Here is a 26,597-nt window from a genome sequence, read left to right as displayed (position 1 = left end):
GAGAAGACCTGGGGGCATCATGGCGATTTCGCGACGGTTCATATCATCAGCTCTACGCAGGCGAGGGTCGGTCCGGCGTCTGACGGTGTTCGTGGGGGTGGTGATCGTCTTCGGCCTGCTGGCCGGTGTCGCACCGGCCGCGGATCTCCCTGCACAGCAGGCCGCCCGCCCGGCCACACCCGGGCCGGTCGTGTTGCAGCAGGTGGAGCTTCAGTCCGCCGACGTTGGTGTCGTCAACACGATCACTGCAGACGCCACGAAGACCTACTTGTGGCGAATCGCCAAGACGGCCACGCCTGATCATCTCGACCTATTCGACGGTGCCACCGGTGTCGTCAGTTACGAGATCGTCGTTACCAACACCGGCGAGAGGAACGTCTACGAGATCAAAGGCGACATAGCCATCACCAACAACGGGGCGGGGGCCGTCACAGTCTCGGCGGTTGCCGTCGATGTCGCGGGAGTCGGATCTGTGGCCTTTAACTGCGAACGGGCGCTTCCGATCGCTATTCCGGCCGGCCGAGTCCTTGGTTGCGATTACACGACTCCCGCTCCCGACGCCACGACCCGGCGCAATACCGTCACCGTGACGCTCGGCGATGCGTCGACGGTGGAGACGGTCGACGGGGCGGTCTTCGGAACGCCTGACGAAGTCAACGAGACGATCTCCGTTTCGGACACGAACCACGCCGGTCGTCTCGGAACTGCCACGGTCGCCGAGTCGCCGAGAACGTTCCCCTACTCGGAGACCGAGAGTTGCGCCGGGGTCCGCTGGGACGGGCTGGAAGGCAGCCGCACCATCACCAACACGGCCACGATCGTCCAGACCGGAACTTCAGCCACCGAGACCGTCGACATCGATTGCTACAAGCTGGGGGTCAAGAAGACGGCCGTCGAGAGTATCGGTGATCGGCACGTCTGGACCATCGACAAGACCTCGACCGTCACCAGCCTCGAGCTCGACAAGGGCGAGCGCAAAGACGTCGGCTTCACGATCACGGTCAACAACACCCGCCGCACGATCGACGGATGGTTCGTCGACGGTGTGATCACCATTACCAACCCGGCGCCGATGGCGGCGGTCGTCGACGTAACCGACGTGCTCAGCCGGTCGGGCGTGTCCGACGTGGCCGCCACCGTCAACTGTGATGGTGATGGTCTCGACGTGACCGTTCCTGCCAAGGGATCGAAGACCTGCACCTACCACGCCTCGCTGCCGAACGGCGACGCGCGCACCAACACCGCCACCGCAATCCTCGACAGGATCGGCACCAGGTTCACGGGTACGGCCGCCGTCGACTTCACCGGGGTCGGGTCGCAGGACCTCGACGACTACGTGAACGTCTACGACGACAACGGCACGCCGGGCATCTCGACCGATGATGTGTTCCTGGGCAGGTTCGCGGCTGGGACATCGCGTTCGTTCACCCACACTGCGCGGATCTTCTACGGCGATCGTTGCGGTGACTACGTGTACGTGAACACCGTCCGCCTAGTCGGAGAGGACACCGGAGCCACCGTTCAGGACTCCCACCGGATCTCCGTCAGAATCGCCTGTGATCAGAAACCCCCGGTCGTCGACAATCGTGGCTGCACCTACGGACACGGTTTCTGGAAGAACCATCTCGACGAGGCGGCCTGGACAACGGTCGGAACCAACACGACATTCTTCCTGAGCGGCCAGTCATATGCCACCGTCATTGGAACCAACTCCAAGGGAGGCAACGCCTACTACATCCTCGCCAGGCAGTACATCGCTACGAAGCTGAACATGGCCAACGGAGCGACTGCTCCGGCCGGCGTGCAGAGTGCTTTCACTGAGGCAACGGCTTTGTTCCAGAAGTACACCCCATCCGAGATCGGAGCGATGAAGGGCAACGATTCGGTCCGCAAGCAGTTCATCCATCTGGCGGGCGACCTGGGCAACTTCCCGAGCGGGGCGTGCTCGAGCAAGTAAGCCCCACTACAACTCGACAACGGGACGGGCGGGCAGAGCCAGGCTGCCCGACGCGTCGATGAGCCGCATGCCCGGCCGCTGCAGCCACTGCCAGACGAGGTGGGCCTCCTCGGCATCCGCCACGGAGGGAGGCACCTCGGGCGGCGGAGCGGCCGGCTCTGCAGGTGCAGGCACCAGCGGCCGCTGAACGGCAGACCAGGCGGAGACCAGACGGCCTTGTTCGATCATCGCCCCGTCACCGTTGTCGTCCTCCAGCATCATCACCCCGGCCCCGGCCAGGGCCCGCCATGCATGCCGCCGGTTTATGGCTCTGGCCAGGGAGCGGTGCCGGTCGCGCAGCCAGCCGGCCTCTTCGAACCGCTGGGCGGCGGAGTGCTCGTTCATCCGCGCCTCGAGAGGCTCCAGCAGCAGCGCCGGGTTCCGGTCGACGCCGTTGCGGAGGAGTTCGACGACCTCGGCGTAAAGACCTTCATCGAGGGTTCCGTTGCACGGGCACAGCGCCACGCCGAGCTGGGCCGGGGCACAGGCTCCCTGCCTGCTGCCGGGCCGACCCGAACAGCGGCGGATGCTGGTGGCGTCCCACAACGCGTTGACGACGATCTCCGCCCCCCGGCGGCTCCGGAACGGGCCCAGATAGAGGAGGCCGTTCTCCTTCACCGTCCGCACGATCGAGAGGCGGGGAAATCGCTCGTCGGTCAGCTTCACCCAGTGTGACGACTTGGGCGGCTTGGAACGCCGGTTGTAGCGGGGGCGGTGGGCGTGAATGAGTCGCAACTCGGTGACCTCGGCTTCGAGTTCGGTCTCGCACACCAGATAGTCGACCTCCTCGAGTTCCCTCAGCATGTTGGCGATCGTGCGGCGGGTGTCACCGTAGAAATACGAGCGAACCCGGGTGCGGAGGTTCTTGGCCTTGCCGACGTAGAAGACGGCATCCCGGCGGTCCTTGAAGAAGTACACACCGGGGCGGCGGGGTAGATCATCGGCCAGGCGGATCTTCTCGTAATGGGTCGAGCCGCGCGCCGTCGGCAACTGCAGCAGATCCTCGAGTGCCGTGACGCCCAGACCGGCCGCCCGTTCCAGAAGTGAATGGAGCACATGAGCCGTGGCACGGGCGTCTTCCAAAGCACGGTGATTCGGGGTGGTGGGGGAGCGGAAATAAGCGGCGAGCGTCTGCAGCTTGAGATTGCGAACCTCGTTGCGTATCAGGCGCCTGGCCAGCGCCGCCGTGTCCACCGAACGATTCGGCAGTTTGCCGTAGCCCAGGCGGAGGGACGCAGCATTCAGGAAACTCAGGTCGAACCGGACGTTGTGGCCCACGATCACCGCATCGCCGATGAACTCGAGGAAGGTGGGGAGCGCCTCCTCGATCCGGGGCGCCTCGACAACCATCGCTTGCGTGATCCCGGTCAGGATCGTTATGAACGGAGGGATCTCACTGCCGGGATTGACGAGAGTCTGGAATGTGCCGACCAGATCGCCGCCCCGATACATCACGGCTCCGATCTCGGTGATCTCGCAGTCGGCGGGTGAACCGCCGGTGGTCTCCAGATCGAGCACACAGAACGGCACGTTGAACAGCGGAGCACCGAGTTCGTCGAACGTCCGTTGTACCGCCAGCGTCATCGCCGTCCTCACCCTCTGCCGGACACCTGAAACTACATCGAACAGGTGTTCGATGTCAAGGATGGCGAGACAGAGGAGGTCCTCGCGTCCCTACACTCCTGCTGATGACTGAGATCGCTCGATACCGGTGCTGGGGGTGCGGCAACAAGACGCGCTTCGACGTCACAGACACCGTCACCCGGCGCCGTTTCCACCACTACTCACTCGGTGGAGACCTGAACGTGGAAGACGAGGAGATCCTCGAGAGGAAAGTCATCAAAGTGATCTGCCGCTGGTGCGACCGATCCGACGCCATCGAGGAACTGGACGAGTAGGAAGCGATCCTCATCCGCGTGGCCGTCACCTGCGGGGCAATGGTGACTGCGGGTGGGCCTGGTTGTCCCCCTCGCCTCGAAGACTCGGTGCTCCCGCCACTGTGTGGGGCCGGGTTGCCCCCCTCGCCTCGAAGACTCGGTGCTCCCTCCACTGTGTGGGGCCGGGTTGCCCCCCTCGCCTCGAAGACTCGGCACTCCCCCCACTGCGTGGGGGGAGAATTCGGTTGGTTGTCTTGCCTGGAGGACTCGGCGCTCCCTCCACTGTGTGGGGGGAGAATTCGGTTGCGTTGGATGAATCTGCTCTTGGGGATCGGTGCTTTGCCCGTTGTGCGGGGGTGTCAGCGGCTTCGCTGGCGGACCGCTTCGAAGAGCGCCACCCCGGCGGCCATCGCCGCGTTGAGGCTGTCGGCGGCACCGCTCATGGGGATCCGCACTCGTTCATCGGCGCCGTCCAGCCACTCCGAACTCAGCCCGTACTGTTCGCTGCCGACCACGATGGCCACGGGTCCGGTCAGGTCGGCGTTCCAGAGAAGAGTCTGCGTGTCGGGTGTGGTCGCCACCGTGCGGACCCCGGACTCCGCCAGCCAGGCCAAGGCCTCTGCGGTGGAGGAGATCGCCAGCGGGACGGTGAAGAGACAACCGAGAGAGGCACGGACCACGTTGGGATTGAAAGGGTCGGTCGTGGCGTCGGTGACGACAACGGCTGCCACTCCGGCGGCATCGGCGGTGCGCAGCATCGTCCCGAGGTTGCCCGGTTTCTCGATCGACTCGACGACCAGATACAGCGGATCGTCGGCGGGTGCGAGCGCCGCCAGGCCGGTTTCGAACTGCTTCGCCACTGCGATCAGGCCCTCCGGGCGGTCGCGGTAGCTGACCTTGGCGAAGGCTTCGGAGCCGACCTCGACGACTTCCGTACCCAGAGCACGAGCATCATCGATGAGGCGAGGCTCGTTGCCGCCCAGGAAGAGATCGTCACAAACGAACAGTGTTTCCAGGGCAACCCGTCGATCGGCGGCCCGGCGCAGTTCCCGGTATCCCTCGATCAGGAACCGGCCGGTCTGATCACGCTCCCGGCGATTTCTCAAACGCACGAGCCCCTTGATCCGCGGGTTCTGCAGAGATGAGATCGGTTCGGCCACGATGCGACGTTAGCCGGGCTCTTCGAGGTCGCCGGCGATCTGTTCGTAGGCAACCTCCAGGCGCTTCCTGGCACGATGGCAGGCGACCCGAACGGTGCCGGCCGCAGTGCGGAGGCGGCCCCCGATCTCTTCATAGGACAGGCCCTCGACCTCCCTGAGCCACAGCAGCTCGCGGTCCTTGGCAGCAAGGAGTCCCAGAGCCAGCCGGATTCCGGCATGCTCCTCGATTTCCACGATGCGCTCGGCCGGAGTGTTGCCCGGGGCGTTGACCGGTTCGAACCTGCCCGGCCGCCGGCGCTTCCGGATCCACGTTCGCAGCTTTGCTCTGGCAATGGCCCAGAACCATGCCTCAAACGCTCCGACCTCACGCAGCTTCGAGATGTTCTTGACCAGTCCCTCGCACGTGTCGGCGGCCAGATCATCTGCATCGCCCGGAGGAACGCCCGCACCGATGAAAAAAGCGATCAACCGGGGGAACCCGGTACGAATCACCAATGCGATGGAATCACGCTCGCCAGCCCGGCAGCGTTCGATCGTGTCGGAGTCGGGCGGCCATGGATTCTTGGGAGGACCCTGAGTCACCGGGCTTATGCTGCCAGATCTGTGAAGTTGCATCCGACGTTTCGGCAACGGGCAGGGATCGTACTCTTCCCCAAGGTGAGTCGGGCGCTGCGACCCGCCCGACTCGGATCAAGGCTTGGGTGCCTCCCCTGAGTTCCCTCGATCCCCGCCGTTGCCAAGGTCGACGGGCGGCTGCCCTTGACCTTTGTCCTTGTCACGTCCGAATGCGTTGCCCCGGCCTCTTTCCCAGGCTGCAAGCTTCAGTTCCTCGATGAGGGCACTGATGCTTTCCCGGGTTTCGTTCAGGTTGTAGTTCTCGCTGTGAGCCGCCGCGGCAATCTGATGGGCGATGGAGACCACCTTCTCGGCGTGAGCGCTGGCGGTCTCTGCGTCCACTTCGGCGTTCTTGCGATCACGCGCCTCCGCGACGGCGTCCAGTGCCGTCTCCAGGCCGGGAGCCTCGAGGTTCCCACGGTCACGCAGCTCTGCCATCGACTCGATCACCGCGTCCAACGCACCTGCCGTGTTGCCGGCCGCGGCAAGCAGGAGCGCTTCTTCCAGACGTTCCTCCGAATGATCGCCGGACAATCCGATGAGCTCGGAGAGCTGTTCGTAAGCCCGGTCCAGGCCGTAGAGCAGGTCGCCGGGAACCGCGGAATCGGCGGCAAATGCCACACCGAGGTTGCCGGTGATGAACGTGGCACCGGCGGCCGCGACGGCGACCAGACGCCTGCGCAAAGAAAGACCCGCCGAGGGGGCCGCAAGGGCACGAACGGCCACGGCCTCGGCACGCGCCGGATCGACACTGTCGATGAGCGCTTCTCCATATGAGCGGAGATGGTTGTACGGGTCCATTGTTTTCCTAGCCTCCCGTATCTAAGTCTCAGGAGGCGAGGATTCGTTACACCTCCAGCAGAATCCTGCGAGTGGTGAGGTGGTCCAGGTACTCGGTGTCGACCTCGACGCCGATTCCCGGCGCCCCGGTGGGAATCAGGGAACCGTCCCTGAGTGTCCACTCCGGTCGGACCAGGTCACGCTTCCAGTACCTCGCCGATGCAGAGATATCTGCCGGGAGGGTGAACCCCGGAAGCGTCGCCACGGCCACCAGGTGCGCACGGCCGATCCCGGTTTCCAGATAGCCGCCGCACCAGAGATCGGCACCAACATCGCGCGCCAGTCGGTGGACGGCAACAGTCTCGCCGTGGCCGCCCAGGCGGGACGGCTTGGCATTGATGACGAAGTCCGGGTGACGCGTCAGGGCCCGGTGAACGCTCGCTCGATCGGGGAGGGACTCATCGAGGCAGATGGGAGTGGTGACCGTCCCTGCGAAACGCGCACTCTCCTCGATGTCCGGAGCCGCGAAAGGCTGTTCCAGGTACTGGAGTTCGAGCGTGTCCATCTCCCTCAACGACTCTTCATCCGCCGGCGTGTATGCGCCGTTGGCGTCGGCCGAAACAGCCAGACCCGGCCACCGGGAACGGACCGCCTCTATCGGAACGGCGTCCCAGCCCGGTTTGATCTTCAACTTCACCCGCTGATAGCCCTGTTCGACCCGATCGGCGACGGTAGCCAGCAGTGCCGGGACCGTTTCGGGGATCCCGACCACCACGCCGGAAGGAATCGGACGGTCTTCGCCACCGAGCACATGCCACAGCGGGAGCCCGAGAGAGCGAGCGTGCAGGTCCCACACGGCCATCTCCATCGCAGCGCGGACCGGCCGGGGAACCGACGGGTCCAGGCTGAGTGAGAGCGGGTGATCGATGTCGAGGCCGATCACCTGTCCGGCGATCCGGTATTCGAGAGCACTCCATGCAACCCCGACAGGATTGCGGTCTGCCGAAGGAGCGACGTCGGCCGGACATTCCGACCATCCTTCGTGACCGTCGCCGAAGACCCGCACGATGATCGGATTGCGCGAGAGGATCGAACCGTACGAAGTATTGAAAGGGTCCACGAGTTCGGCGGTGAGAAGGCGAAGCTCGACTGCGGAAATGTGCACAGAGGCAGCTTACGCGGCCCGATCAGCCGACGGTTGCTCGAAGGAGGTCAGCGGCGGTCGACGTACAGCGCCTGCAGCGAGCGGCCGATCGACCCCTGTTCGTCGGAGAGGGCGGACTGGGCAAGGCCGGTACCGGCCGAGATGTCCGTAACGGCATCCAGGAGAACCCATTCGCCGACCAGTTCACGATGCAGGTACACCGTGAGGTCCGGGTTGATGAAGACGTGCTCCTGGAAGCCCAGTTCGGAGCTGATCCCGTTGCCCGTGTCGGCGGCCACGACCACCCGCTGCAAAGGGCTCGGTTCCTCTCCCTCGACGAGAGGAGCGGACAGCCGGATCCAGGCCGTTGCCGGTCCGGGGAGATCCGCACCGCCGGCCAGATAGCGGACCTCGATGGCATCGGCGAAGAAGTGCCGGAATCCCTCGAAGAACGGGCGTTCGATGCCGGTCGACGGCGGGGCGGGCGGACCGGTTGAGTGAATCGACGGGCCGGGGTCGATGGCGTCGTCGGTGCGGATACGCAGCGCCGTCGCTCTGGCGACCTCACCGTCCGCAGACGAGAGGCGGGCGCCGATCAGTTGGACCCGCTTGCCCTGTCGCAGCACCTCGACCTCGATTCGGTGCGGGACCATTTGCACCGGTCTGAGAAGTTCGACGGTGACTCGAGATACGAACATCCCCGCCGGTTCGACGCGTTCGATGGCTCCGGCCAGCAGAGCGCTGGGCGGACCACCGTGCTGTGCATCGGCGGACCACGGTCCCCCCGCCAAGCGAGTGGGAACGAACCACTCCCCGTCTCGTACGTAGACAGCGTCGCTCACCGCGAGCATCGTAGATGGGTGGTGATTGCCCCGTCCCCCGCCTAGCCGTCGAGCAGACCGGCGGCACCCGGAGCCACCGCGGCCAATCCGGCGGCCAGTGCGCGCCGCAGATCTGCCGGGACCTGTGCGGCATATCCGTGGGACGACAGCAGAGACGACTGCCACGCCGTGAAGCCCGACACGAGAGACGGATCGTCGACCAGCAGTGCCGCTTCGACGGCCTGCAGCAGCAGGGCGAGTTCGCTGCGGATCCTCCGGCCGGGCCAGTCCAGGGTGCCGACGGCGGCCGCCAGTATGTCCTCGCGGTGTTTGTCGATCGACGCCGACTCCGGATGTTCCGGCTGCACCAGCTGCTCGGCAACCTCTATGTCGGGCTCCCAGGATCGCAGCACGTCGTCGATCTCACGGGGCGAGGCAACCCAGGCGTCGGCGCCGACGGAATAGGCCCAGACACCGTTGGGGCCGAAACCGGGCCCGCCGCTCAGCACCGGGACACCGGCGCGGTGCGCGGCGCGAACACTCGCCCGGGCGCCGGGAAGGAGTGTCGACATCGCGCAGGAAAGGATCAGAGCCGCCGGTGGATCATCCCCGAGAAAGGCGGCGAGATCGGCGGCATCCATGTTGGACCCCAGGTAGCGGACCCGATACCCGAGGGCCAGCAAATGGGCGGAGGCGAGTCTGGCCGGCAGCGAGTGGTGGTCGCCCTCTGCGGCGGCGACGACGATGGGGTCGCCGTCGTCGGGCAGGTCAAACGATCCGGCCAGCAGTGCGACCACGGTCTCGACCGTCCCGGTTGCCGCGTGCTCGTCGGCTATCCGGTAGTCGCCGTCTTGCCATCTCCTCCCGAAGTCGGCGTGGGCGGCCGCGACGACATCGAACAGAACGACGTCGAAAGGAACACCTTGGGCGAGGAGGTCGCGGACCAGGTGAAAGGCGCCGCCTGCGTCTCCTTCGATGAGCGAGGTGGTCACCGCTAGACGAATCGACGCAATCTGGGATGGGTCAGAACTCATCGCTCTCCTCTTCGAGCAGGTGCCAGGCTAGCTCCGACGTGCCTGCGGCAGGGCGATCAGGCTGGTGCGCGGTCGTACAATCCGCAAGGAAAGGAGCGACCATCGGCTGGACCGCATTCTCACTCGTGCTCGGCGCGGCGCTGTTGCACGCCTCCTGGAATCTGCTGGTCAAGGCGAGCAGCGATCGTCTGGTGGCCGGATGGGCTCAAGTGTTCTTCGGTGCGCTGGTCTTCCTCCCGTTCCTGCTGACGGTCGGAATCCCCTGGAGCGCCTGGCCGTATTTCGCCGTTTCCGGAATCGTCCACGTCGCCTACAGCCTGGCGCTGGTGGCGGCATACGAACGGGCCGACCTGTCGGTCGTCTACCCGGTGGCCAGGGGGGCGGCGCCGCTGGTCATCACGCTGGTGGCCTTCCTGTTCCTCGACGACCGGCCGGGCACGGTCGGCCTGGGAGCCATCCTGTTGCTTACGGCGGGGGTGCTGATGGTCGGCCTGCGCAAGGTTGGGCGCGGCTCCTGGTGGGCACTGCTGACGGCCGTTTTCATCGCAACATATACGAGCATCGACGGTGCTGCGGTCCGATCGCTGGACGAGAGCTTCGCCTACACGGTCACCGTGTTCGTGATGGGGGCAATCCTGTTCACCCCGATAGTCGTGGGGAGGCGCGGTTGGCAGCGGCTCGGCGCGGCGGTCCGAACCGAGCGGTGGAGGTACGTGTTCGCAGGGATTGCATCGGCCGGCGCCTACGGCCTGGTCCTGATCGCGGCGCGCTCGGCACCGCTCGGTCTGGTCGCTGCGGTACGCGAGACCTCGGTGGTGTTCGGCGCGCTCGGCGGCTGGCTGATTCTCAAGGAACCGCTCGGCGCCCGCCGCCTGCGGGCCGCCGCGTTGATAGCGGGCGGCCTAGTTCTACTCGCCTTCGCCGGCTGAGTTCCAGCGCTGCCAGTGTTTGATGTCGGCGTCTGATCTCCAACCCCGCGTGAGGGAACCCGACTTGCGGTCCGGTGCAGGGTGACCGATGGTGATCACGCCGATAGGTTCAACCTCGTCGGGGATGGAGAGCAGCTCCTTCAGGTCCGGGATCGAATGCACGCCCAGGAACCCTGCCGCCAGGCCTTCTTCGATGGCCGCCAGGAGAACCAGCATCATCGAGGCGCCGGCGTCGACCCACCAGTAGGGGACCGGCCAGACCATGTCGCCGGCCGGCGCCTTGTCGGCTTCGCGATAGCGGCGGTGATAGTCGTGCTCGTTGACGCAGACGATCACATGGACTGGCGCTTTCGAGATCCAAGGGTCGAACCCGGCCTCCACATAGGAGGTCTCGCCGGCCAACCCGGCGATCTTTTCCCGGATCTCGCCATCGGTCACGACTACGAACGACTGTCCCTGGGTGAACCCGGCACTGGGAGCCCGCCGTCCGGCCTGGATGATCCGCTCGATTGCGGCCGTTTCGACCGGCTCGTCGGTGTAGTTGCGGACCATCCGACGTTTCTTGAGGATCTCGTTGAATTCCATAATCACCCAGGTTTCTCAGCAATACTGTGGTTCTCCACGCGCATCAGTATTGCTGAGAAAATTCCTACTGGATAGAAGAGGCGGGCCCGACAGGCCCGCCTCTTACCAATCGACCGTCGACGGTCCTACATTTCCTTGACTGCTGCGATCAACTCCTGGATGGCGCCCTTGGCGTCGCCGAAGAGCATCAGGTTGTTCTCGTTGTAGAACAGCGGATTGTCTATACCGGCGAAGCCGGGGGAGAGGCTCCGCTTGATAACCACCGAAGTGGTGGCGAAGTCCACGTCGAGTATCGGCATGCCGTAGATCGGTGAGGTCGCATCCTCACGGGCGGCCGGGTTGACGACGTCGTTGGCCCCCACAATCAGGGCTACGTCCGTCCGTGGGAAATCGCCGTTGATGTCCTCGAGAGCGAACAGCTTGTCGTAGGACACATCCGCCTCTGCCAGCAGCACGTTCATGTGGCCGGGCATGCGGCCGGCCACGGGGTGGATCGCATACCGGACGTCCACACCCTTCGCCTCGAGAAGATCGGCGAGTTCGCGCAGCACATGCTGAGCCTGCGCCACAGCGAGACCGTAGCCGGGCACGACTATGACCGATTGTGCGTAGCCCATCGTGATCGCGACATCCTCGGCCGAAGCCGACTTGACCGGCTTGTCACTGGTCGTGCCGCCTTGTCCCGTCGAGTCCGCCCCGCCGAAGGCTGCGAAGAGCACATGGGCGAGCGACCGGTTCATCGCCTTCACCATGATGTTGGTGAGGATCAGACCCGAAGCCCCCACCAGGGCACCGGAGATGATCAGCGCGTTCTCGTTGATCACGAACCCGGCCATGGAGGCGGCCACACCTGAGAAGGCGTTCAACAGGGAGATGACCACCGGCATGTCTGCTCCGCCGATCGGGATGACGCGGGTGACACCCAGCACCAGTCCCAGGCCCAGCAAGACCCACAGCACGATCGAACCGCCGCTATCGAGCACCAGGAGGACGCTCAACACGACGATGACCGCAATGATCAGGGGGTCGATAAGTTTCTGGGCCGGATAACCGAACGGTTGCCCGGGGAGCTTGCCGTTCAGCTTGCCCCACGCAATGAAGCTGCCGGAGAAGGTTATTGCACCTATGACGACCGACAAAGCGATGGTGACGACCGTCTGGACTGCGGGATCCGGGTTCTGGAAGAACTCGGCCGAAGCCACCATCACCGAGGCGCCGCCACCGAAGCCGTTGAATGCGGCCACGAGTTCGGGCATGCCGGTCATCTCGACCGACCTGGCCAGATAGGCCCCGATACCGCTTCCGACGACGATGCCGGCGATGATCGTCCATGCGCTGATCCCGCTGTTGGTCAAGGTCACCACGATGGCAACCGCCATACCCGACGCCGCCAGCTGGTTGCCCGACCGGGCCGTCTTGGGCGAGGACAAGCGCTTCAAACCGTATATGAACAGCGCAGCCGCCAGGAGGTAGATGAGTGCTGAAATCTCCCGGCTCATCAGCGCTCCTTCTTCTTGAACATCTCGAGCATGCGATCGGTGACCATGAAGCCGCCGATCACGTTGATCATGGCCATAGTCACCGCCAGAAACGCGAGTACCTCACCCAGGTTGCTCTCGGCCTCTCCGGCGACGATCAATGCGCCGATGATCGTGACGCCGGAGATCGCATTCGACCCCGACATCAGCGGGGTGTGCAGCGTCGGCGGCACCTTCGTGATGACCTCGAAGCCGACGAAGGCGGCGAGGACGAACACGGTGATAGAGATCACTAGTTCCATCAGTTACCTCCTCCGTCCAGTAGAGCTTTCACACGGGGGTGCACCACCGCCCCACCATGTGTTACGACCGATCCTTCGATGATGTCATCTTCGAAATTGACGTCCACTCCGTCTTCGCTCAGGAACAGTTTCATGAGCGCCAGGGCGTTGCGCCCGTACATCCTCGAAGCATCGCCGGCGGCCATGCTCGGCAGGTTCGTCGGTCCGATGATCGAGACGTTCGAATGGACGACCGTGGTGCCGGCTTGAGTCAACTCGCAGTTGCCTCCCGTCGGTGCAGCCAGATCGACGACGATTGCGCCGGGGCGCATTGCCTCGACCATCTGCCGGGTAATCAGCAGAGGCGCCGGTCGTCCGGGAATCTGCGCGGTCGAGATCACGACATCGGCTTCAGCAACCGGCTTGGCCAGTCCGGCGAGGATCTTCGCCTGAGTGTCTTCGGCGACCTCCTTGGCGTAGCCGCCGGTGGCAGAAGAGTCCTGCTGTTCCATGTCGATGCTGACGAACCTGGCGCCGAGGGACTCGACCTGCTCGGCCGCCTCTGCTCTGACATCGAATGCCGAGACGACGGCTCCGAGTCTCCGTGCGGTGGCAATGGACATGAGCCCTGCCACCCCTGCACCCAGGATGAGCACCTTCGCAGGAGCGATGGTTCCGGCTGCGGTGGTCAGCATCGGGAAGAACTTGTCCAGTTTCTCCGCAGCCAGGAGGACCGCCTGGTAGCCGGCAACCGTCGCCTGCGAGGACAGAACGTCCATCGATTGCGCTCTCGTCGTGCGGGGCACGATTTCGAACGCCATCGAGGTAACCCCCGTTTCGGCGAGGGCGGTCAGACGGGTCGGTGCGTCGAGGGGTTGGAGCATTCCGAGCAGCACCGCACCCGACCTCAGGTTTGCCAGCCCTTGATCTGACGGATACTCCACGCAACACACGACGTCCGCCGACCAGGCCCGGGCGGCGTCACCGATCGATGCTCCTACGGCCACGTAGGAATCGTCGACGAATCCGGCAGCCGTACCGGCTCCGGATTCCACAACTACCTCGTGGTTTTCTTTCGTGAGGCGGGCGACCACATCGGGTGTCATAGAAACCCGATGCTCACCGGCCCCTGTGGTCTTGGGTATGCCAATAATCATTGCGAGAAGAGAATGTACGGAATCTGGACGCGATTCCCAAGTTTGCCGCGTTTTCGGACTTGCGAAGGCGGGCTTGCGTTTCCGCCACTTCACCCCCAAACTGGCTCCCGCATGGTCGCCCTACCCGAGCAGTCGCCACACCGGTTCGCATTGCAGTCCGTGATTTGGACGCGCGGCAAGGGATGTGGAGAACTCGCGGCGGCCCTGGATCCGGACAGTATGCGAGTCGAGGGCAAACTCGAGGACATCTGCCGGGCGGAGCGGTCCGACCTGCTGGTAACCAAGAAGATGACTTCGTTCGATCTCGTCTCGGTTGCGGTCCCCAACGAGCTGAACCTCGAAGCCACCACTTCGATCGTCGCGGCAGTCGCCGGCGGACCTCACTCCGACCTGGCCGCGGCGGTGGCCCGCCAGCTCGGTGAAAGACTCGACGTTCCGGCAGAGCTGCTCTCCGCCTACGGGCCGGATGACGATCGGGCCGCCGCCCAATCGAGCCTCGATGCCCTGAGTGCACTCGCCGACGGCATGCTCAGCAGGCTGGTTCAGACCGAACAGCCGGCCGACCTCGTGGACGAACTCGACAAGGGAACGCTCCTCATTGCGGGCGCGCCGGGAGGGTCGTGGCTGCAAAGGCAGTTCTTCGGTCCGGGGCGCAAACTACAGACCCGTGCCCCGGCAGGGACGGTGGTCGTCCGCTCGGCTCCACAGCGTGCATTTCACCTGCTGCGTGAACCCGATGCCTACCTGAGTCCGATGCTTGGATCCGGCGATGCACTCCGACTGCTCGAGTATTCCGTTCTACCAGTCGCCGACAACGGCAAGCTGGTGGGTATGGTCCGACGATCGGCCCTGCTGCTCGTTGGGCATGGGATTCAGGTGGGATCCATCATGGAAGATCCGGTGGCCGTCAAGGTCGATACGCCGGTCGACGAGATCGGCGAGGTCGGCGAGGTGCTCGGAGGGGCTCCCGTCCCGGTCATCGACGACGACGGGTTCCTGGTCGGTGTGGTCGGACCCTGAGCGGGTGGATGCCGCGAAACCGCCACAAGCGGCAGGGTGGGGGATCTAGCCTTTCGCCATGGACGTCGAGTACTTCCGGGAACTGACCCGTTATCAGTTCGAAGGGCGCAAACTGATCCTCGCCGGGGCTCCGCTCGCCGCCTTCACGCCGGCCGTCAAGACTTTCAGGGATCTCGGCGCCCAGGAGCTCTTCATCCTGGCCTCCGGATTGGGCTCCGGTGCTCTGCCCTCCGCCGAGGACGCCCGATGGTTCATCATGAATACCGAGTCCGACTCGATAATCGGCTCGTTTCGTCTCACGGAGAATCTCCTGCATCATCCTCCGCCCGAGATCGTTCGGGCGCTCGACGAGTGGGATCCGCAACGTGAAGCTGTGATGCTGGCCGGGCCTTTCTTCTACCAGGATTCGATCGCGGGCCGTTTCGTCTACGGCTGGCGTCGCCCGGAATGGCTGGCGCTCGAAGACAAGCTCGTCGCCGACGAAATCTGGGACGCCGCCGGGGTCGAAAGAGCGCCGTCCTCGATCATTCCGGTTGACCGCCTGGCGATAGAGCGAGCGACGCCCGGGTTCGACCGAGGCGCAGGGGTTGTCCTGGCCGGCGACGCCAGGGACGGATTCAACGGTGGAGCAGAGTACACGAGGTGGATCGAGCGCGACGGCGACCTGTCCGAGCCGCTCCGGTTCTTCGGTCGTCACTGCGATCGGGTGCGCATAATGCCGTTCCTGGAAGGGATCCCGTGCAGCATTCACGGGATCGTGTTCCCGGAAGGGGTGGCTGCGCTGCGCCCATGCGAAATCATGACCCTCCGCCGGTTCCCCAAGAAGCTGAAGTACTGCGGCGTTGCCTCCTTCTGGGACCCGGAAGACCGTGATCGAGAAGCCATGCGGTCCGTGGCACGAAGGGTCGGGGAACATCTCCGCGCCAGGGTCGGCTATCGAGGAGCTTTCACGGTGGACGGTGTAATGACCGAATCCGGTTTCCTTCCCACCGAGCTCAACACGCGCGCCGGGGCGGGTATCGGGACCCTGCTGACCGGTCTGCCCCAACTGGGTATGGGATCGATCAACCGGGCACTGATCGAGGGTGAGCAACTGGACTATCGGGCGGACGAGTTCGAGAGACTCGTCCTCGAATCCGCAGACGGGAAACGCGGCGGCGGCGGCTGGACCGGCGTCGAGAAGAAGGCTTCGAGCACCGAGACCGTTCTGCTTGCAGGGACCGGGGACGGCCGGTTCGAGGTTTCAGGTGAGGAGGACGAAACGGTCGCCTCACTTCACCTGGGCCCCGGTGAGCAGGGCGGCCTGGTGCGGTTCACGCCGGATCCTGAGAAGACTCCGGCGGGACCCTCCGCCGCGCCCCTGGTGGTTGCAGCGTTCAGACTGGCCGATCGGCTATGGGACGTCGGGCTCGGCGACCTATCGGCCGCTCCCTCGGTTCGCTGAGGTCCCCTTCGCCGGGCAGAATCGACGCCATGATCCGACTCGTGGCATTCGACGGCGACAACACCCTCTGGGACTTCGACGCGGCGATGCGTTCGGCTCTGCGGAGCACGCTCGAAGATCTGTGGACCAACCATCCGGGACCGTCGACCGCCGCCCTCACGGTGGAGAGGATGATTGCAATCCGCGATCGGGTCGCAGCCGAACTGGAGGGCCGGGTCGCCGACCTGGCGGTTGTTCGCTATGCCGCCTTCGAGCGCACGCTGGAAGAGATCGGCATCACGGATGCCGCGCTGGCGGCCCGCCTCAACGCGATGTTCTTCGCGATCAAGGCGCAGCGATTGCGGGCATTCGAGGACGTGGTGCCGGCCCTCGACGCCGTGTACGGCCGGTATCGGATCGCCCTGCTCTCGAACGGCAACACGGATCCGGCCCAGCTTGGATTGGATCGTTACTTCGACTCGATCCTCTATTCCGCAACCGAGGGCGTGGCCAAACCCGACCCCGGCATCTTCCGGGTTCTCCTGGACCGCACCGGTGTCCCTGCCGAAGATTCCGCATACGTCGGGGACTCTCTGCGCGACGACATCGCCGGCGCCCGGAGAGCGGGAATGCATTCGATATGGCTCAATCGTTCCGGTGCCCCGAATACGACCGGGATCGTGCCGGATGCAGAGGTGCGGTCGCTGGCGGAGGTGCCGGACGTTCTGGAAGTGTGGAGCGGGGGGTCGTGAGCGCTGGGCGTTGAGCCCCCGGCTCCCGACGAACCCCTATCCTCGTGAATCATGTCCGAACCGATGATCCGCCTCGAGAACGTGTCCAAGTTCTTCCCCGGTTCGGAAGTCCCCGCGGTTGCCGGCCTATCTCTCGAAATCCCGGAAGGTGAGATCGTTGTTCTCGTCGGCCCGTCGGGGTGCGGCAAGACCACGACGCTCAAGATGATCAACCGGATAATCGAACCAACCTCCGGGTCGATCCGGGTGGCCGGCATGGACGCAGCGGGAACCGAACCTCACATCCTCCGGCGCCAGATCGGCTATGTCATCCAGCAGACCGGGCTCTTTCCGCATCGCACGATCGGTCAGAACATCGCGACCGTTCCCAAACTCCTCGGATGGGACAAGGCTCGCATCGAAGACCGCGTTGCAGAGCTCATCGGGTTGGTCGGCCTGGAGGTAGAGATGGCCGACCGTTACCCCGCCGAGTTGTCCGGTGGTCAGCAGCAGCGTGTCGGAGTTGCCCGGGCGCTCGCCGCCGACCCGCCCGTGTTGTTGATGGACGAACCGTTCGGCGCGGTCGACCCAATTGTCCGCACGAGACTGCAAGAAGAGTTGCTCCGGCTGCAGGACCGGGTCAAGAAGACGATCGTCTTCGTGACCCACGACATAGATGAGGCTATCCGCCTGGGTGATCGGGTGGCGATCCTCAACGTCGGCGGGGTGCTCGAGCAGTACGGGCCGCCGGACGAGCTTCTGCGGGACCCGGCCGGCGAGTTCGTAGCCCAGTTCCTCGGCAGCGACCGCGGCATCAAGCGCCTCTCCCTGATTCAGATCGCCGATGTCGAGCTGGATCGAGGACCGGTCGTATTGCCGCGAACTGCGGTGGACGCGGCCCGAACCGTTCTGTCCGAATACGGGATCGACTGGGTGGCCGTAGGCGAGGGGAGCCGGATCGATGGCTGGGTTTCGGAAGCCGACCTCGCCGGTCGCGTTCTGGTCGATGACGGACCGCTGCGACCGTTCCGAACCAGGATCGATCTCTCTGGAACGCTGAAGGAAGCCCTCAACGCGATCGTGACGACGAGGACCCAGGTTGCGGCGGTGTTCGACGGTGATGCGTACATGGGGATGATCACGGCAGATCAGATCAACCGTGAGATTCGCCGGTGACCGATCAGCCCTTCGTTCGCTGGTCCTGGGTTTGGAGCCATCTGGACGAGATATGGCAGCGGACGCTCGAGCATTTGACGCTCACCGGTGTCGCCCTCGTGGCGGGCTTCGGCCTTTCGCTGTTGCTTTCGGTGGTGGCGCTCCGCTACCGGGCTTCACTCACTCCGATCACGTGGGTAGCCGGAGTGTTCTACACCATTCCCTCCATTGCGCTCTTCGCCTTCCTGGTGCCGTTCACCGGACTTTCGATCCTCACCGCAGAGATCGGCCTCGTCTCCTACACGCTGCTCATCCTGATCAGGAACATCGTCGCCGGAATCGACGGCACACCCGCCTCCGTTCGTGAAGCGGCGCTCGGGATGGGATACACGGACAGGCGGATCCTCTGGGAGATCCAAGTGCCGCTGGCCGTTCCGGTTATCGTCGCCGGCCTCCGGATCGCCTCGGTGACGACGGTCGGACTCGTCACGGTCACCAGCCTGATCGGACAGGGAGGATACGGGGTCTTCATCAAGCGGGGACTTGGTCGCAACTTCGCGACGGAGATCCTGGTGGGGACGGTCCTATCGATTCTCCTTGCGATGCTGCTCGACTACTTGCTGGTTCGCCTGGAGCGCAGGTCGGCGCCGTGGACACGGAAACAGGCGACGTCGTGAGCTTCTTCAATGACCTGATCGGTTTCTTCACATCCGTGGATTCCTGGTCGGGGCAGGACGGCATCCTGGTCAGAACCTTCGACCACATACGGATTTCGGCTTTTGCAGTCGCCGTGGCGGTGATCCTGGCGCTTCCGGTCGCCGTGTGGCTCGGCCATCACGGGCGCGGAGCGTACCTGGCCATCTCGCTGGCCAACATCGGGCGGGCGGTTCCTTCTTTCGGGATCGTCGCGCTCGCATTCCCGATCGCTCTGCGGCTCGGCCTGGGGATCAGCTCATGGCCGACGTTCGTCGCATTGGTCGCCCTGGCGATTCCTCCTATCTTCACCAACGGCTACACGGCTGTGCGGGAGGTGTCGCCGGCGGCCGTAGAGGCTTCCGTCGGCATGGGGATGACCGATCTCGAGGTATTGACTCAAACGGAGCTCCCGCTGGGCATGCCGGTCATCTGGACTGCTATCCGGGTTTCGGCCGTCCAGGTGGTCGCCACCGCCACACTGGGAGCGGTGGTCGGCTGGGGCGGTCTCGGTCGGTATGTGATCGACGGCTTCGCGCAGGGTGATGACGTGTCGGTGTTTGCCGGGGCGCTGCTCGTTGCCGCCTTGTCACTCTTCACGGATCAGGCCTTCGCCGCGGCGGAGCGCTGGGTTCTGCCGCGAGGTGTTTCCGCACGGGACCTCTCCGGTGTCGAGCTCGGTGCGCACGGGTGATATAGGAGTAATCGCAGCATCCCCCTAGGGTATGAGGACCGCTGTTCGGCGGGTCCATGATGAAGGGAGAAACCCATGCGGAACGTCCGCAGGGTTGCCGTCGGGGCGATCGCGCTAGCGCTGATTCTGAGTGCGTGCGGATCGGGTGACGGCAACGACGGAGGGCCGATCGACGGCCCGCAGATCAAGGTAGGAGCGCAGGATTTCGGAGAGTCCGCCATCCTTGCTTCGCTGTATGCACAGGCCCTCGAGGCAGAGGGATACGATGTTGCGGTTCAGCCACTCGGTGGATATCGAGACATCGTCTTGGCCTCATTTGAAAGCGAAGACATCAACTTCACGCCCGAATACGCGGCTTCAATGCTCGAGTTTCTGAACGGTTTCGCCGGTGAGGCGACCGGCGACGCTGAAGCCACGACGGAGAAGCTGCGGGAGTACTTGTCCGAGCGAGGCCTTCAGGCGTTTGATCCTTCTCCGGCCATCGACACGAACGCTTTCGTGATCAAACCAGAGACCAGCGAATCCCTCGGGATCACGACGCTGAGCGACCTCGCCTCGAAAGGTGCCGATCTCGTTCTGGGCGGCCCACCGGACTGTGAGACCAATCCGTTCTGCATTCCCGGCCTGCAAAGCGCTTACGGGTTGGATCTGAGCGGAAACTTCACGCCACTCGATGCGGGCGCCATCACCGTGCAGGCGTTCGAAGCCGACGAGATCGACGTTGCTCTGCTCTTCTCGACGTCGGGCATCATTGCCGACAAGGGGTGGGTGCTGCTCGAAGACGACCGGAGCATGCTGGCGGCCGACAACGTGGTTCCGGTTCTGAGTGACGAGATTGCCGACGCCTACGGCTCGGATCTCAGGGACCTGGTCGACAGGATCAGCGCAGCGATCTCAACGGCCGACCTGACAGAAATGAACCGGCAGTTCGACATCGAACAGCTGGACGCGGCGGATATCGCACGTGACTTCCTGGTCGAGAACGGCTTCATAGACGCCTAAGAACCCGTTTTCGCGCGACATTCCGAACCTATAGGTACCGAATGTCGCGCGAAAACAGACCTGGAATGGTGCCCGGGCTTCGGTCCGGGCACCGTCGCGTCGCTACGATGGTCGTTCTCCAAAGAAGGGGTCCCGTTGGGCGAACTCGGCTACTACCTGCATCCGTCGATCAGCGGCGACACGATCGTCTTCGTGGCGGAGGACGACCTCTGGTCGGTCGGAGTCGACGGAGGCCGGGCCCATCGTCTGACCGCCAACCCCGGCCTGGTCGCCTACCCGCGTTTCTCGCCGGATGGATCAACGATCGCGTTCTCCAGCCGGGACGAGGGTCATCTCGAGGCTCACATCATGTCCTCCGCCGGTGGTCCCGCCCGTCGTCTGACCTACTTCGGGGCCCTCACCCACGTGGTGGGATGGAAACCCGACGGAACCAGCGTGATCGTGGCCACCGACTGGCACCAACCGTTCGCCCAGAGACAGTCCCTGTACGAGGTTCCCCTGGACGGCGGGCCACCGGTCGCGATCAAGGTCGGTCCCGCCAGAGCGATATCTCATCAGCCGGGCGGTCCGGGAGTCGTTATCGGCAGGAACTCGTTCGATCCGGCCCGCTGGAAGCGTTACCGGGGTGGCCGGACGGGAACGCTCTGGATCGACCGGAAGGGATCCGGTGACTACGCACCTCTCATCGACCTCGACGGGAACACGGCCGACCCGATGTGGATCGGCCGCCGCATCTACTTCCTGTCCGACCATGAAGGAACCGGCAACATCTACTCGTGCACGCCGACCGGGCGCAACCTCGAGCGCCACACGCACCACGAGGACTTCTACGCCAGGTTCCCGGCCACGGACGGCAAGAACATCGTCTACCACGCCGGCGCCGACTTGTACCTGTTCGACGGTTCGGCATCGGCCAAACTGGACGTACGAGTGCCGAGCAGCCGGCCCCAGCGAAACCGGCGGTTCATTTCTCCCGGGCGGTTCATCGAGTCCTTCGATCTCCACCCGAAGGGCCAGGCCGTTGCGCTGGTCGCACGCGGGGGAGCGATCTCGATGGATCTGTGGGAGGGTGCGCCGCTTCGCCACGGAGAGGTGTCATCGGCTCGTTCCCGCCTGGCGGCGTGGCTTCCGGACGGTGAGCGAATCGTTGCCGTCTCTGACGCATCCGGCGAGGAAGGACTAACGATCTTCGATGCCGCCGGCGGCAACGTCTTGCGGACGATCGGCGGTGACATCGGAAGACCCCGGACCCTCGATCCGGCACCGGCAGGAGCAGATCGCGTCGTCCTGACCAACCATCGTTTCGAGGTCATCCTGGTTGACCTGGGCTCGGGTCGGTCCACCGTCATCCACCGCAGTCCGCACTTCTGGATCCAGGGGACCGACTGGTCGCCGGACGGTCGCTGGATCGCCTTCTCGGCTGCCGTTTCCCGGCGGACGATCGCCCTCCACCTATACGACACGCAGACGCGCCGGACGCACCGGATCACGCGTCCCGACTTCGTGGATGTCGGCCCTTCATTCGACCCCGAAGGCCGCTACCTGCACTTCATCGGGCGGCGTGTGTTCGATCCGGTCCCGGACACGCACTTCCACGACTACGGGTTCCCGAAAGGAACCCGCCCCTACTTGATCCCGCTCGCCGGTGAAACGGTTTCGCCGTTCAGCGCCGCAACCCGCACACCCCGCCCCCCGGGTGGAACCGCCTCACGGCCCGGCGGGGGTAACGGCGACGAGAGCGACGGTCCCGATCCCGTCGAGATCGACTTCGAAGGTATCGAAGATCGGGTCGTCGCTTATCCGGTTCCCGAAGGCTCATACTCGCGCATCGTCGGCGCGCAGGGCCGCGCCTTCTTCCTGTCGACTCAGATCACCGGCAGTCTCGGCCAGCAGCCGATGGCGGAGGCGGTTGTGGTCGGGCGATTGGAGTCCTACGACTTCCAACAGAACAAGGTGGAGGCCGTTTCCGAGGGTGTGACCGCAGTCGGCGTTTCGATGGACGGCAAGGTTCTGGGGGTTCGAGCCGGCAAACGGATTCGGGTGGTGCCGGTGGCGTTCAAGGAGGAGAGCTCCAAGAACGACAAACCGGGGCGCGAATCCGGATGGCTCGAACTGGACAGGGTCCGTCTGGAAGTCGATCCCGGCCGCGAATGGGCCCAGATGTTTCGCGAGGCGTGGCGCCTCCAGCGCGAGCACTTCTGGACGCCGGACATGTCGGCCGTCGATTGGGAGGAAATCTACGAGCGATACCTGCCTCTGGTCGAGCGTGTGGCGAGCCGGGCCGAGTTCTCGGATCTCATGTGGGAGATGCAGGGCGAGCTGGGGACGTCGCACGCCTACGAGCTCGGCGGCGACTACCGACCGGAACCGCAATACTCGCTCGGTCACCTCGGCGCAGACCTCGAGCGGACGACCACCGGTATATGGCGAGTCGCGGCCATTCCGCGGGGAGATTCCTGGGAAGAGCGGGCTTCGTCGCCCCTCGGCGCGCCGGGTATCGGCATAGCGGCGGGTGATCGGATCGTCTCGATAGAGGGAAAGGAACTTGGCAAGGAACTGACTCCGTCGGAGGCACTCGTCGACCGGGCCGGCCGGCCGGTTCGCCTGGTCGTGCGGCGCGGTCGAAGCAAGCCCAGGCAGGTGACGGTACGCGCCCTCGAATCCGAGACGGCGCTCCGCTACCGCGATTGGGTCGAGGCGAACCGGCAGAGCGTTCTCGAAGCATCCGGCGGCCGTGCCGGCTACATCCATCTGCCCGATATGGGCGCCAACGGGTTCGCCGAGTTCCACCGATCCTGGACATCCGAAGTCGATCACGACGGACTCGTGATCGACGTCCGGTTCAACCGAGGCGGCAATGTGTCGCATTTGCTCCTGGAGAAGCTTCTGCGGCGACGGATCGGCTACCGCGTGACCAGGTGGACCGAGCCGTACCCGATTCCCAACGATGCACCGGCCGGACCGATGGTGGCTCTCACCAACGAGTACGCCGGCTCGGACGGTGACATCTTCTCGCATGCGTTCAAGATGCACGGCCTGGGGCCACTGATCGGCACCCGCACCTGGGGAGGCGTCATCGGTATCTGGCCGCAGCAGTCCCTTGTCGACGGAACCATCACCACGCAGCCGGAGTTCTCGAACTGGTTCGCGGACGTTGGATGGAATATGGAGAACTACGGGACCGATCCCGACATCGAGGTCGTGATCACACCGAAGGACTACGCAACCGGGCGGGACCCCCAACTCGAGCGCGGTGTCGCCGAACTCCTGAAGATCATCGAGGATCAGCAGCCGGCCGTTCCCGACTTCGGAGAACGGCCCAAGAAGGCTCCACCCCGCCTACCCAAGTGACCCCGACCGTTTCGGGCGTAACCCCGCGCCGCCGGCGGCCATCCCGCCGGTGGCAGGAATGGGGGTGCCGGCGGGGTAGCCTCACAGCATGGTTCCCGAAGCGCCGCGGCGAGATTCGCTCACCGGTCTGACTGCCCGCGAGGTAGCGGAACGAGTCGCGGCCGGAAAGCGCAACGTCGTGCCGGAGGGGCCGAGCCGCACGACGAAAGCGATCCTGCGGGACAACATACTCACCCGTTTCAATCTCATTCTCAGTGTGCTGCTGGTGATAATCCTCATCGCCGCACCGATCCAGGATGCGCTGTTCGGGGCAGTGATGGTCATCAACGCCGCCATCGGGATCATCCAGGAGCTGCGGGCGAAGAGAACTCTGGACCGCCTGGCACTCCTGAGCGCACCCAAGACCGTCGCCATCCGCGACGGGAAGAGGGTCGAGGTCGCCGTAGGTGAAATCGTGCTCGACGATCTCCTGAGTCTCAGCCCGGGAGATCAGGTAGTCGTCGACGGAGAGGTCGTCGACGCGCAAGGGCTCGAGATCAACGAATCGCTGCTCACCGGCGAATCCGATCCGATTCACAAGGGGGAAGGCGACGCCTGCCGATCGGGCAGTTTCGTAGTTGCCGGCTCCGGCCTCTTCAAGGCGACCAGGGTGGGTGCCGATGCCTACGCGGCGAAGCTGGCGATCGAGGCGAAACAGTTCTCGATCACGCGGTCGGAACTGCGAACCGGGATCGACTGGATCCTGCTGGCGGTGAGCTGGGCGCTGGTTCCGACAGGGGTTCTGCTCATCTGGAGCCAGATCAGCGTCGACGAGGGAATCCGCGGGGCTGCACAGGGCACGGTGGCCGGATTGGTCGCGATGGTTCCTCAGGGACTGGTCCTGCTCACCTCGATGGCGTTCGCGGTGGCAGTGGTCCGCCTGGGGCGACGGAACGTCCTGGTGCAGGAGCTACCCGCCGTCGAGGGTCTCGCCCGGGTCGATACGGTGTGCCTCGACAAGACGGGAACCCTGACCGAAGGTCATCTGCGGGTTCTCGACGTGGAAGTGCTGGACCCGGCGGTCGATGTCGCCGCGGTACTGGCCGCGGTCGGAGCGGCCGACACGACGCCAAACGCAACCATGCGAGCCGTCGGCACCCAATACTCGGCGGTACCCGACTGGTCGGTACTGCACGCTGCCCCGTTCTCTTCCGATCGCAAGTGGAGCGCGGTGTCGTTCGCCGGTCACGGTACCTGGGTACTCGGTGCACCCGAGGTCGTCGCCGGGACAGACACGGACGTGCTTCATTCCGCCGATCGTCATGCAGCCGGCGGCAAGAGGGTGCTCGCTCTGGCCGGGACGACCGACCCACTGGTCGGGAGTTCTCTTCCCGTGAATCTGAAGCCTGCCGCGCTGGTGGTTCTCGGAGATCGCGTACGCCCGGATGCGGCTGAGACACTCGACTACTTCGCCCGTCAGGACGTTGCCATCAAGGTGATTTCGGGAGACCACCCGGCGACGGTGGCTGCCATTGCTGCTCAGGTTGGAGTACCGAACCCCTGGAACGTGGTCGACGCCCGGGAGCTTCCGAAGGATCCGAATCGGCTCGCCGAGGTGATGGAGCGGGGTACGGTGTTCGGTCGGGTGCAGCCCCACCAGAAGCGTGCAATGGTCAGGGCGCTTCAGAAGCGAGGGCACACGGTCGCCATGACCGGCGACGGCGTCAACGACGTGCTCGCTCTGAAGGAAGCCGACATAGGCGTGGCGATGGGCAATGGTTCCGGTGCGTCCCGTGCCGTCGCGCAGGTGGTGCTGCTCGACTCGTCTTTCGCCTCGCTGCCTGATGTAGTCGCCGAGGGTAGGCGGGTGATTGCCAACATCGAACGGGTTGCCAACCTCTTCGTGACGAAGACGGTCTACGCCGTCTTGCTTGCGATAGCAGTGGCGATCGCAGTGTTGCCGTTCCCGTTCCTGCCACGACACTTGACCCTGGTGGGATCGATCACGATCGGGATCCCGGGCTTCTTCCTGGCGCTCGAGCCGACGGCGCGCCGGGCGACACGCGGGTTCGTGGGCCGGGTGATGCGCTTCGCGGTCCCGGTGGGCGCGGTGGCGGCGTTGTCGACGTTTGGGGCGTACGGCCTCGCCCAGATCGAAGAGGTGGAACTCGATGAGTCGCGGACGATGGCCACCTTCGTTCTAGTTGCGGTCGGGTTGTTCGCACTCGCCGTCGTGTGCCGGCCGTTGACGGCCGGGCGCAAGTGGCTGATCTGGAGCATGGCTTCTCTGTTCGGCCTTACGTTGGTGTGGGGTGATCTGCGCGACTTCTACGGTCTCGATATGCCTCGTGCGATGGTGTTCTTCGCTGCGATCGGTATTTCGGCGCTGACCGGCACCGTCATGTATGTGGCTCTTGTCGGTTCCCGCTGGGTTCAGTCGGCTCCCGTGTTGATGCAGCAAGCGCCGGAACTCCTGGCCCAGGCTCCGCAGGCGATCCGCCAGCCACTCGAAGCGGCCGGGGGAGGACGACTGGCCCGTTGGATAAGTCGTAGAGCGGGCGGACGGCCGGTGACCGAATCGTCCCAGCCGTCACGCTCGAGACGGCGCCCGCCCATCGAGCTCCCGGATTGGGTGACCTCCCCCGAGGAAGAGCCCCGCAGTCAGCTCGAGTTCCCCATCGACTAGGGCTTT

Annotated in this window: 23 protein-coding genes; 12 read left to right on the top strand and 11 right to left on the bottom strand. The window is 64.7% G+C overall.

All coding sequences use genetic code 11. The annotated features are described in order from the left end of the window. Positions 1-1,957: hypothetical protein (locus VLT15_13645; protein HSR46256.1), on the top strand; the 1,957-nt coding region annotated here is incomplete at its 5' end. Positions 1,958-1,963: 6 nt separating this feature from the next. Here the strand turns inward: VLT15_13645 and VLT15_13640 are convergent. Beyond that, complete coding sequence (locus tag VLT15_13640) at positions 1,964-3,592, bottom strand: DEDD exonuclease domain-containing protein (protein ID HSR46255.1); 1,629 nt, start codon at positions 3,590-3,592, stop codon at positions 1,964-1,966. A gap of 92 nt (positions 3,593-3,684) precedes the next feature. On the opposite strand from VLT15_13640, the gene VLT15_13635 reads away from it, so the two are divergent. Beyond that, positions 3,685-3,894 (top strand): hypothetical protein, encoded by a 210-nt coding sequence (locus tag VLT15_13635; GenBank protein HSR46254.1) that lies wholly within the window; start codon positions 3,685-3,687, stop codon positions 3,892-3,894. A gap of 338 nt (positions 3,895-4,232) precedes the next feature. Here VLT15_13635 and VLT15_13630 read toward each other — a convergent pair whose 3' ends face one another. The 6 genes from VLT15_13630 to VLT15_13605 all read right to left on the bottom strand — a co-directional run bounded on the left by VLT15_13630 (position 4,233) and on the right by VLT15_13605 (position 9,427). Continuing rightward, positions 4,233-5,033, bottom strand: coding sequence for an RNA methyltransferase (locus VLT15_13630; GenBank protein ID HSR46253.1), 801 nt, complete (start codon positions 5,031-5,033; stop codon positions 4,233-4,235). Between the two features lie 9 nt (positions 5,034-5,042). After that, positions 5,043-5,615, bottom strand: a complete 573-nt coding sequence (locus VLT15_13625; GenBank protein ID HSR46252.1) for a sigma-70 family RNA polymerase sigma factor — start codon at positions 5,613-5,615, stop codon at positions 5,043-5,045. Between the two features lie 108 nt (positions 5,616-5,723). Further along, the gene (locus VLT15_13620) at positions 5,724-6,449 is read right to left on the bottom strand and encodes a hypothetical protein (protein HSR46251.1); all 726 of its coding nucleotides are present in this window, start codon (positions 6,447-6,449) and stop codon (positions 5,724-5,726) included. A gap of 46 nt (positions 6,450-6,495) precedes the next feature. Beyond that, on the bottom strand, positions 6,496-7,593 hold the full coding sequence (menC, locus tag VLT15_13615; GenBank protein ID HSR46250.1) for an o-succinylbenzoate synthase: 1,098 nt from the start codon (positions 7,591-7,593) through the stop codon (positions 6,496-6,498). 47 nt (positions 7,594-7,640) lie between these two features. Further along, on the bottom strand, positions 7,641-8,423 hold the full coding sequence (locus tag VLT15_13610) for a thioesterase family protein (protein HSR46249.1): 783 nt from the start codon (positions 8,421-8,423) through the stop codon (positions 7,641-7,643). A gap of 32 nt (positions 8,424-8,455) precedes the next feature. After that, positions 8,456-9,427: a cobalamin-dependent protein gene (locus tag VLT15_13605; protein ID HSR46248.1), complete on the bottom strand. Its 972-nt coding sequence runs from the start codon at positions 9,425-9,427 to the stop codon at positions 8,456-8,458. A gap of 125 nt (positions 9,428-9,552) precedes the next feature. On the opposite strand from VLT15_13605, the gene VLT15_13600 reads away from it, so the two are divergent. Further along, positions 9,553-10,356, top strand: a complete 804-nt coding sequence (locus VLT15_13600) for a DMT family transporter (protein HSR46247.1) — start codon at positions 9,553-9,555, stop codon at positions 10,354-10,356. On the opposite strand, the gene VLT15_13595 is transcribed toward VLT15_13600, so the two are convergent. From VLT15_13595 to VLT15_13580, 4 genes are all read right to left on the bottom strand, one after another. Then, the gene (locus VLT15_13595) at positions 10,336-10,941 is read right to left on the bottom strand and encodes a nitroreductase family protein (protein HSR46246.1); all 606 of its coding nucleotides are present in this window, start codon (positions 10,939-10,941) and stop codon (positions 10,336-10,338) included. The two genes, VLT15_13600 and VLT15_13595, sit on opposite strands and share 21 nt — an antisense overlap. Before the next feature lie 125 nt (positions 10,942-11,066). Then, entirely contained in the window at positions 11,067-12,440 is a 1,374-nt protein-coding gene (locus tag VLT15_13590; protein HSR46245.1) for an NAD(P)(+) transhydrogenase (Re/Si-specific) subunit beta, read from the bottom strand. Beyond that, positions 12,440-12,724 carry an NAD(P) transhydrogenase subunit alpha gene (locus VLT15_13585; GenBank protein ID HSR46244.1) on the bottom strand — a complete coding sequence of 95 codons (285 nt, stop codon included), beginning with the start codon at positions 12,722-12,724 and terminating at the stop codon, positions 12,440-12,442. The genes VLT15_13590 and VLT15_13585 overlap by 1 nt, the downstream gene beginning before the upstream one ends. Then, positions 12,721-13,857: a Re/Si-specific NAD(P)(+) transhydrogenase subunit alpha gene (locus tag VLT15_13580; GenBank protein HSR46243.1), complete on the bottom strand. Its 1,137-nt coding sequence runs from the start codon at positions 13,855-13,857 to the stop codon at positions 12,721-12,723. Before VLT15_13580 ends, VLT15_13585 begins: the two co-directional genes overlap by 4 nt. Positions 13,858-13,968: 111 nt before the next feature. Here VLT15_13580 and VLT15_13575 point away from each other — a divergent pair, with 111 nt between their 5' ends. The 9 genes from VLT15_13575 (at position 13,969) to VLT15_13535 (ending at position 26,591) form a co-directional block, all read left to right on the top strand. Next, positions 13,969-14,877, top strand: a complete 909-nt coding sequence (locus VLT15_13575; GenBank protein HSR46242.1) for a CBS domain-containing protein — start codon at positions 13,969-13,971, stop codon at positions 14,875-14,877. 58 nt (positions 14,878-14,935) lie between these two features. Next, on the top strand, positions 14,936-16,321 hold the full coding sequence (locus tag VLT15_13570) for a hypothetical protein (protein ID HSR46241.1): 1,386 nt from the start codon (positions 14,936-14,938) through the stop codon (positions 16,319-16,321). A 29-nt stretch (positions 16,322-16,350) separates the two neighbouring features. After that, a complete protein-coding gene (locus VLT15_13565; GenBank protein ID HSR46240.1) occupies positions 16,351-17,052 on the top strand; it encodes an HAD family hydrolase in 702 nt (233 codons plus the stop codon). A gap of 51 nt (positions 17,053-17,103) precedes the next feature. Continuing rightward, complete coding sequence (locus VLT15_13560; protein HSR46239.1) at positions 17,104-18,207, top strand: ATP-binding cassette domain-containing protein; 1,104 nt, start codon at positions 17,104-17,106, stop codon at positions 18,205-18,207. Continuing rightward, positions 18,204-18,863: an ABC transporter permease gene (locus VLT15_13555; protein ID HSR46238.1), complete on the top strand. Its 660-nt coding sequence runs from the start codon at positions 18,204-18,206 to the stop codon at positions 18,861-18,863. Before VLT15_13560 ends, VLT15_13555 begins: the two co-directional genes overlap by 4 nt. Beyond that, positions 18,836-19,573, top strand: a complete 738-nt coding sequence (locus tag VLT15_13550; protein HSR46237.1) for an ABC transporter permease — start codon at positions 18,836-18,838, stop codon at positions 19,571-19,573. Before VLT15_13555 ends, VLT15_13550 begins: the two co-directional genes overlap by 28 nt. Before the next feature lie 75 nt (positions 19,574-19,648). Then, on the top strand, positions 19,649-20,575 hold the full coding sequence (locus VLT15_13545; GenBank protein HSR46236.1) for an ABC transporter substrate-binding protein: 927 nt from the start codon (positions 19,649-19,651) through the stop codon (positions 20,573-20,575). A gap of 135 nt (positions 20,576-20,710) precedes the next feature. Then, a complete protein-coding gene (locus VLT15_13540; GenBank protein HSR46235.1) occupies positions 20,711-23,926 on the top strand; it encodes a S41 family peptidase in 3,216 nt (1,071 codons plus the stop codon). Positions 23,927-24,014: 88 nt separating this feature from the next. After that, entirely contained in the window at positions 24,015-26,591 is a 2,577-nt protein-coding gene (locus VLT15_13535; GenBank protein ID HSR46234.1) for a cation-translocating P-type ATPase, read from the top strand. Positions 26,592-26,597 lie beyond the last annotated feature (6 nt).

The organism is Acidimicrobiia bacterium (assembly GCA_035471805.1).
Lineage (GTDB): Bacteria > Actinomycetota > Acidimicrobiia > Spongiisociales > JAHEDJ01 > JAHEDJ01.
This window is presented reverse-complemented; position numbering and strand designations above follow the sequence as displayed.